7 protein-coding genes are annotated in these 9304 nt (G+C 31.3%); 3 read left to right on the plus strand and 4 right to left on the minus strand.

Going from position 1 to position 9304, the window contains the following annotated elements:
* Window positions 1–93: 93 nt before the first annotated feature.
* From RMR19_RS04855 to RMR19_RS04870, 4 genes are all read right to left on the minus strand, one after another.
* Window positions 94–669, minus strand: coding sequence for an SF0329 family protein (locus tag RMR19_RS04855; RefSeq protein WP_310602372.1), 576 nt, complete (start codon window positions 667–669; stop codon window positions 94–96).
* A gap of 144 nt (window positions 670–813) precedes the next feature.
* Entirely contained in the window at window positions 814–1557 is a 744-nt protein-coding gene (locus tag RMR19_RS04860) for a potassium channel family protein (RefSeq protein ID WP_310602373.1), read from the minus strand.
* A gap of 210 nt (window positions 1558–1767) precedes the next feature.
* Window positions 1768–3870 carry a hypothetical protein gene (locus tag RMR19_RS04865; protein WP_310602374.1) on the minus strand — a complete coding sequence of 701 codons (2103 nt, stop codon included), beginning with the start codon at window positions 3868–3870 and terminating at the stop codon, window positions 1768–1770.
* A 672-nt stretch (window positions 3871–4542) separates the two neighbouring features.
* Entirely contained in the window at window positions 4543–4740 is a 198-nt protein-coding gene (locus RMR19_RS04870; protein ID WP_310602375.1) for a hypothetical protein, read from the minus strand.
* Between the two features lie 174 nt (window positions 4741–4914).
* Between RMR19_RS04870 and RMR19_RS04875 the strand changes: the two genes are divergently transcribed.
* From RMR19_RS04875 to RMR19_RS04885, 3 genes are all read left to right on the plus strand, one after another.
* Entirely contained in the window at window positions 4915–5091 is a 177-nt protein-coding gene (locus tag RMR19_RS04875; protein WP_310602376.1) for a hypothetical protein, read from the plus strand.
* A gap of 11 nt (window positions 5092–5102) precedes the next feature.
* Window positions 5103–7937 (plus strand): hypothetical protein, encoded by a 2835-nt coding sequence (locus RMR19_RS04880; protein WP_310602377.1) that lies wholly within the window; start codon window positions 5103–5105, stop codon window positions 7935–7937.
* Between the two features lie 502 nt (window positions 7938–8439).
* Window positions 8440–9255 carry a hypothetical protein gene (locus tag RMR19_RS04885; protein ID WP_310602378.1) on the plus strand — a complete coding sequence of 272 codons (816 nt, stop codon included), beginning with the start codon at window positions 8440–8442 and terminating at the stop codon, window positions 9253–9255.
* The last annotated feature ends 49 nt before the right edge of the window (window positions 9256–9304 follow it).

Raw genomic sequence — 9304 nt, forward strand, 5'->3', positions numbered from 1 at the left:
AAACGTTTGATTGTTGTTCCATTTGATTATAAACATTCGTAAATTGCTTATGATACTTCTTATATCCGCACTGTTCTTCTTTTACAGAACACTTTAGATTCCTTCCGCTTCACATCGAAGCTTATAAAAGTACTGTACAATTGGGTGTTTCATCTGCATTCGATACCTTAAATCACGAAGTCTCTTCTTACCAACTCTACGATCTACCAATGCTAACACATTCAATATAATATCATCACCATTCATGCAATTATCAACACTACTTGATAGAAACATACTTGCAGCTTGATAAAAATCCGATTTGCTTAATGCTGTTTGTGCAGCCATAATCTGCTTTGCTACTTCTGACTGTCTTTTATTCTTTGCGATAACTGCCAATCTCTCTGCGGGTATTGCATCTCCCATTTCTTTACGTACAGCTTGTATCTCCTCTTCTGTAACATGTACCTGAATATCTGTATCTTTCTTAATTTCTTGCTCTGTCTTATACCATGTAACAATTGCTTTAGCATCACTCATTGAAAATACTTCTTTTTTGTCTACTGCAATATAACATTTCCCCGATTTATCAGGTGCATACTTATATGCAGTTGAACGATATTCCATTCTTTCTTTTAATCCATCACATATAAAACTTTCTAATTGTTGCTTTGTTTTGCTCCAAGCCATTGTTAAACTCGCTTTCTATCTTCTTTGTATAAACTTATAAAAATAATTTTTGTAGCTTCAAAGTCCATTGTAAATTGTATCATTACATTGTTTATGCTAACCCTTAATTATATTGTTGTCAATAATGTTTCGATTGATTGGCATTTATGATTTAAGCTTTTTAAGAATCTCACATAACTCATCAACGTCATTACTAGTAAGTGACTCAAAATCATTGAGACGTTCTATAACAGAACTCAGAATCTCATCTTTTATTGAAACTCTTTTTGTCTTCATAAAATATGATGTTATTGTACTTGTGAGTGAACCAATCAATCCTATTCCAACAACCATAAGAATAACTGCGATTATTCGTCCTTCCGAAGTTGTAGGTGATAAATCACCGTATCCTACTGTAGTTGTCGTGACAAAAGACCACCATATACTATCACTAAACGATGTTCCTTCAAAATATGACATCCCAACAGCACAAACTATAATAAAAAATGTAGTAATAAGTATTATATACTTAAATCCATTGGTATTAAAAAAGTTTTTGCATCGTTTTAATAGACGAGCAAACACAGCCACAAATCTTGACAACTTCGAAAGTTTAGATAATTTTGATACTTTCATTACTTTCATAAGCCTAAATGCTTTGAATGCAGAATTGAATGGCAAGATTGAAATCAGGTCTAGCACATTGGATTTAATAAACTTTTTTTTATTCTTCGCAATAATAAACCTCACAATATAATCTATTACGAATACATAAAAGACTATATTGTCGATAATAGACTGCGTAGGACTCAATCCTTGTCTGATATCAATAATGGATATAATTACCGCTATGATTGCTAATATCCCTATCACTATATCATAAATTGTTTTTCTTCTATTCGTATTCAAAGGCAGTACCTACTTACTGATTTATCGAATACTCTTTTGTGTTTTTCTTTCTCTCTCACAAGAATTCCCCCTGTATGTAATATGAGGCAAATTAGCTCTTTTTAATAACATTTATCCTCTGATAACAGATTGTATCATTTATATATAAGATTATCAACCAAAGAGAAGTATTTTTCATTATACTGCCATCTCAGTGCTTGTTCCACATTATTAGCCCATAGCCTTGCATCGTAGTGCAATGCTTGGGATTGAACAATAACTTTCCTTCTCCTTATTCAGAAACTTGTCCAAATCTTGCTTCATATATAGATAATTTGCTTTCTGGTTTCTCATATAGGTATTATTTCTATTAAAGAACTCTATAAACCAATCATCTAATGGTATCTCTGCTTCATATGAGTACGCAATTATAGCAATAATAGAATTATGATTTTGACCATCTAGCAGTTTACTTTTATCATCAACACCATGTATAAATGTTTGCAGATCTTCTTCGTAATCACTAATATCCTCTTCTGTTATGTCTTTATCAACATTATCTTTTACAAAATTCAATGTAGCAATCTCTTCTGTTTTATCTTCCTCATTCGTAATATGTAAATATTCTTGCATAAGCTTTTCCAGATGCATTATTTTACCGACAACAACGCTTTTATCTTTAGTCGATTTACCATTTAAATCATCAAAAGAAATACCATCAACTACTTTATTATGCAAATCACTAGTAAACTCCTTCATAAATTCTATAAATTTCTCATCTTCTAATCCAGTATCTGCAAATCTTGCAAATAATCCAAACCAAATAAAGGAATCCTTTGAATCAAACATATTGTACACTTCTTCATTCCCTACATTTGTGATTCTATCAACCATCTCTTCAAAACATTCAAAATGTTCTATTGACGCATTTTCTTTTATATATTCACACATATCTTCCTGCTTCTTTTTCCAATCATTTAAGAAATTTGTTGCCATTACAGACTCAACAACAACTCTATCAACTGTTCCATTCTTTCCTTCTGATACTTTGTATCCTCCTAACTCTTTAAAAAATGACATTGCAGAAATATTCTTAACTATTGAAGCAAATTCTTCTCCAATTCGTGTGATTCCTCTTTGTGATGCATTCATTGGTCTACCATTATTGTATCTTGCTATATGATAAGCAATATCTTCACTAGAACAATTTAAATATTGTACAATTTTGAAATCATAATCTAAAAACCTATCTTGTAACTCCTCTGGAAGTTCTGAGAATTTCTTACCTCTAATATCAAACTCTCTTTTTTCTGATTGCGGAAATCCATTTTTATCCAGAATAGGCTTTCCATTTTTATCTTTTATAATTGCTTGATAGAAGATATCTCCACGAGTTACATTTTTATTTACTCTATATTCATCATATCTATAGGAATGCACATTCGTACATCGTTGTTTTCCATCGATATCCCATACAATTGCCAAGTTATTAATGACCTGTTCTGCAAAAACAATTTCAGGAATTGGATTACCTTGCAAAATATCTGAAATTAGATTACCTTTCATCTTTGAGTCCCATTGCTCCGATGATCTTTGAAGCGGATGGTCGAACCGAACCGTATAGTTATCTATCTTCTTAATTATCGAAAAAACACTTAATCTATCATCCTTATTCTTTTCCAATGTTTGTGTATTTACTTCTTGTCTCATCTTTTTTTCCTCCCTAATTCGTACATATCCCATGTATCGTAACACCCTTGATTTTTCAAAACTTTTCATATCTTTTATGTAATATATGTATTGTTTCTCTGTTAATTTTAATTTTTCCTTAATTTCAGAAGGTCTATATCCTTCCATTATTAATTCAGCAATACCCCGTTGTTTTACTGATAATGAATTCAGATATTTTTCTACTTTATCATCAATCGAAAACCCCATTTTCTTTGATACTTCTTCTTCGATATTAAAACCAGACGGAATAATATCACTCAGTGTTGCATTTTCTTCCTCTCCTATTGGTGTATCTAGTGAAACAAAAGAAATTGGATTATCTTCATATCCATTACGTTTTATACGATTTTTGTTTCTTATATAGGTATTGAATTTCCTCTCTATATTCCCATTCAAGAATGTAGAAAACTTGCAATCATGTGAATCATTATATCTCTCTACACTGTCTCTTAATGCTTCTAATGCAATACTATGTAGGTCATCATGATCCTTTTGCGATATCCCACCGATTTTACAAATCTTCGGATAACATGTTTGCTTTAATTTTTCCATATTATTAAAACAATACTCTTCTAATCGTTCTTGCCTCTCTGTTTCAGTCATTTAACCACCTCTCCCTTGAATTGATACAGTAACTGTCCATGACCGTATTCTCTCAATTACCTGTCACATCACTTACTTCTCTTATTTGTATTTGACAATATCATACTATAATAAACATATAATTGTTTTGCATCAAAAATGCATAGTGTACAAGTACACTAATTGCCTATAAACAAATATTTTCTAATATTCATTTAAATATTAAAATGAACATTTTAACATTCAAATCTAATTTACAACTTATTTTATGGAAAAACTTAGCAGAACTGCTTAGGATTATTACTTGACTTTTGCATATTTAATATGTACTATTAAACTATGCATAGCCTTTCCGCTATGTCTTTCAAATCATCCGATTTGATTTTGTAAATGAAAGAGGACTTGTTTAGGAGGTGCGCCAACACCGATGATGATTCAAGTCTTCTTTCTTTTTTGTTTTATTTTTCCTTTCTTGATTATGATTATAACTCGAACATCTGTTTGTGTCAACACAATACAAGGAACATTTGTTCGCATTTCATTCGACATATTTTTGATTATGAATTCGCAAAAAAATAGAGGTGTAAAGTCTTAGTAATTCAATGGACTTTACACCTCTATTTTTATTTATGATATTTGCTGTAACTTTTCGCTGTGTTCAATAATAACCTTTTTTATGATATCTATATCAGATTATATCGCCTCTACTTGAGATATACCAGTTTGATAACGATTATATGTAGATGTATAACAGGACTCAATATTTTGTATTCTAGGTAGAATATCGTTTTCAAGTAATAATTCAATGTTCTTTGTTCTATCATCTAATGGCTTTAATTTCGCATCAAGTAATTGAGATATTGCTAATAAATCTTCATTTGTTAATGACATATTAAAATCACTCCCTTTATGTAATGAGTATATCATAAGCGAGGTGTAAAGTCTATTCAATTATCAAGGTACAATCATCCAAGAAATTTTATCAAGATTATTTTTTATACGGAGAATTATATCGTATTGATACTAATCAAAAAACATAACAACACTAAAAGGAGAACAGAGCACATGAACGAAAAAAGATTTATTACACAAAGAAACAATCACAATACATATGGAGGAAAACTTTATTCCACAGATTTTAATACCTGCAATTGTAATGGAAATATGGTTAGTCGAATTATATCTGATTTAAGATTCGATGAACAATGCAAAACTAATGCAGAGAATCGTTGCTTTAGATAAGGAGGGATCACTTGGATACTACTGGAATATATATACCATCTATTGATTGTAAAGATATCTATCTGTCTGCACATTATATTGAGGATAATCCTGATGGATACAGTTTAAAACTTAAAGATGGACAATATAATTTACGAAAATTTATTAATACATTGGATTACAGTTTGGATTTAATAAAGATATTGGATATCTACTATAAAAAATACAGACGCAACAACTTTTCTTTCAAAGAAAAAAATCATCTATATTCGGTTAATGTCATCAATCTCACATTCAAATATTCCGTCAAAGACTGGAATCAAATGAACAGAAATACTTTTGTGAAATTTGGTTATGATTATAGAACATTGGAATTTGATGATTGCATTGCAAGAAATACAGACGGTGAAATAATCGGAATTAAAATCAGTGAAAAAGTTAATGATGTAATCGGCAATCTTCCAAGCTACTTTTCGACCACTACTATAGAAGTTAGGAATAAAAGTGGCACAGAACCCATTACAGAGCTACAAACGCAATATCAAAAATCAAAAGAATTTAAAACACTAAAAACAAATGCACAGTTACGAAAAGAACTTTATAATAACGGCTTTATATGTGATGGCATGAAATATTGTCGCATGAAACGATCGTCTGGTTCTGCCCGTGTTGGTAAATGCTTATTTATAAACGAGAAATTATATAAACCATTACTTAAATTTAGCTCTGGTGGAATCTCATTAAAGAATGGACAAGAAGTTGATTTAGCAGCCTATGAATCCTATATCGCACTACCATCAAGTAGTATTATTGGCACCTTACCTATTTCACCAGAAAACATTTTGCTTATCGATGATTATGAAAGTGTTTTCACGGAAGATGTAATCGAAACACATAATGAAGACGGTTGGCTAAGAACAACAGAAAAGAATTGTGAAATCTCTAATAGCATCTGGGATGGGCAATCTTTGATGGATATCTCTTTGTTTGGTGAATATGAAGAATACGGAATGGTTCTACTTAGAAATCTAATGTTTAAATCTTGCTGTTTTAATTGCAATATTCAACAATGGTTTAAAGACAATCATATCACAGAGATATCACAGCTAAATGGAAAAACACGCGCGAAACATATTGAAGATATCAAATTGATTACTACCCCAAGTAGTATCAAATACCTAAAATTTGATACTCTTGATCATTGGTTCGATCATCTATATCCTAATTTCGGTGTAGTAAAGCATGATAAAAAGACACCTTTCTTTGGTGGACGTTTAGTGCAAACACATTATCAGCTCATTAACACACTTCAGATGACAAAAGAAGAAGTACGAGAATTCCTGCAAGAATCATTAGACTTCGCCCAGTTATTACGTGATAGGCCAGAAGTCGTAAGGCATTATATTGGATATCCTGATATCGACGAAATCAACTTACTATCGCACCCAATGAAAACTAAAAATGATGTTGTATATAGTTTAATGTGTCTTAACGATAATTTTTCTGAAACAAAGTACTATCAAGAATTTATGGTTGATTTGCTTAGAGCTTTCTATAAAAACCTTAAAAACGGCCATGTTTATGTAAACGGAAACTATTCTACTCTTCTTGGTAATCCAGTTGAGATGTTACAACATTCTATTGGTAAGTTTAATGGAAAAAGTCAACTTGGTAAAGGCAATATACACAGTGAACGATTTGAATATAATAAAGTTCTAATCGCATCCCGCTCCCCTCATGTTACCATCGGGAATATATGGTTACCTTATAATAAGGAAAACAAATTAATTGATTGCTATTTTAATCTCACGAATGAGATTGTTTGTATTAATTCTATCGGTGAAAATGTATTACAGAGGCTTTCTGGTGCAGACTTCGATAGTGATAGCATTTTGCTTAGCGATAATGAAATTCTTATCCGAGCTGCAACACGAAACTATAATACATTTAAAACACCTACTGCTTTCGTTTCTGCAAAGAAAGTAGAACGATGTTATACGCCTGATGAGCAAGCAGATTTGGATATTAAAACATCGGTAAATAAAATTGGTGAAATAATCAATTTGTCACAGGAACTGAATTCTTTGCTTTGGGACAGGATGTATCACGGCAACACTTACGATGATATAAAGGACTTATATTATGATATCTGCCAATTGGATGTTATGTCTGGAATTGAAATTGATAAGGCGAAAAAAGAATTTGATATTGATAATTCCAAAGAACTTGATAAAATTCGTGAGAAATACAAAGAAGTTTTAACCGATGAATCTGATAAAAAGAAAGTTCCACACTTTTTCTCTCATTTATCAAGACAAAAAGGCTACTACAATCCAGCTAAAAAGAATTATTGCAAATACAATACCTCAATGGATTATCTACATACTATTATTAATGGATTTCGAATCAAGCATCCTTACAAGAAGGATTGGCTGCCATTTGCTTCAATCTTAGATAATTCCATGTTTCGAACATCTGGAATAAATCAAAAGCAAATTGATAAAATATATTCCATTACAACAAAATATGTTACTGATAGAAATAATATCTTCGTATCCGATATGGAGAATGAGGATAAACAAGAACAGTCGAATAGTTTATATCAACAATTAATTTCAGATATTAATAAGGAAGCGATTGGTTTTTCAACGCTATATCGACTCCTTAGTTCATTAGAAGCCCCAGAAAATACACAAATAAAAAACATTTTACTACAAGTTCTATATTTATGTGGTAATGACAGCTTTAATAAAGCAATTAAATTATCATCAACAGAAATCAACCAACTATCTGAAGGTGGTAATGATGTGATTTTATATGGGAAAGGATATAAAATTACAAAAAGCAAGGCACATTCGGAAATCTAGATTTTACTTTACGGCTCATATGAGCGCGAAATTAAAGTTACATAGGAGAGGATAGCTTTCTAAGCTGTTGCTACTCTTCTACTTTGTTGTAATGTCTATGTAACTGTTCAGACTGTAATAACGCAACTTGAAGGACGTTGTCCTGAATAGTTACAAATCTGTTGCAGTTATTATACCAAAGGAGGATTTACAATACAAGCAGAAAAAAAATACTATAATCAAAAAGATATTGCTAGTGAAATACATCATATGACTGGTTTCTCAAATAATGACATCATAAAAATCTTGAGTTCATTAGGCGATGTGGTAAAAGACAAATTCAGTGACCAAAATAAATTTGTTGAAATCAAATTATTTCCTGGACTAAAAGTAAGTTCGAAATATTTATCTCCTGAACAGTCGAAATCCAACTTAACAAGTAATATCACTAACGTAGATTACGTTTTAAACTTATCATCTACATTTACAGATGATTTCAGAAAGAAAGTAAGGGAATTGCATAATGAGCACAAACTTTGATAAAGCACTGATTATGTCTGGTAATGACTTCAAATTAACAAATAGTATCACTCTGCACCATCCCATAATCGACGAAATTTTATCGCTAAATAATGGTTTTCACAGCGAAGAAATTTATTGGCAATATGTCCATTCTATTATGTGTGATCCCTATGCAAATATGATAATGCTAGATGACTTAGGCAAAGATTTCTTAAAAACATCACCATTTGAAGTATTTCTCTTACAATGGGAAAACTACCAGCGAGATTATCAAACGAACAAGCAACAATATGATTTGCTTGGAATTAATCCACTACAATTTATTCAAGCCGCATTAAATTTCTTCATCGTTGAAGAACATAACTTTGAGTTATCAAAACATGAAGACGGTTCTCCATGTTTATATGATACGAATAATGCGGAATGCCAAATTGACGAAGATATCTTCGTTTACCTATATGAATGGTTGAAGTCTATTAATAAAATTGACTACTCCAATCGAATTAAACCAGCAGATGAGAATGCTAGACGTATTCTCATCGAAGATGCTCGCGATGAATTAAAAAAGCAAAAGCGAAGAAACAAAAAAAGTGAAGATTCCTTTGAATACATTGGTAATCTCATGTCTGCCATTTGTTTTGGCGGGAATGGTTCTATAACTCCATTCAATATCAAAAGTTGTAGCATATACTGGCTCTTTGAAGCCTACAGTGTGGATAACAAAAAGTCACATGCATCACATATTTTAGACGGATTGTATCATGGCACTGTTAGCTCTAAAGATATAAAAACACAAGAACTTGATTGGGTGAATTAAAATTTACCCAATCATTTTTAATTTTAAGGAGGAATTACACATGAAATAC

This window comes from Anaerosporobacter sp., assembly GCF_031551385.1.
Taxonomy (GTDB): domain Bacteria; phylum Bacillota; class Clostridia; order Lachnospirales; family Lachnospiraceae; genus Anaerosporobacter.

Bases quoted from the DNA above. Each gene is read 5' to 3' on its own strand.
- RMR19_RS04885 (WP_310602378.1), top strand. From the start codon at position 8,440: ATGAGCACAAACTTTGATAAAGCACTGATTATGTCTGGTAATGACTTC.
- RMR19_RS04865 (WP_310602374.1), bottom strand. From the start codon at position 3,870: ATGACTGAAACAGAGAGGCAAGAACGATTAGAAGAGTATTGTTTTAAT.
- RMR19_RS04855 (WP_310602372.1), bottom strand. From the start codon at position 669: ATGGCTTGGAGCAAAACAAAGCAACAATTAGAAAGTTTTATATGTGAT.
- RMR19_RS04870 (WP_310602375.1), bottom strand. From the start codon at position 4,740: ATGTCATTAACAAATGAAGATTTATTAGCAATATCTCAATTACTTGAT.
- RMR19_RS04875 (WP_310602376.1), top strand. From the start codon at position 4,915: ATGAACGAAAAAAGATTTATTACACAAAGAAACAATCACAATACATAT.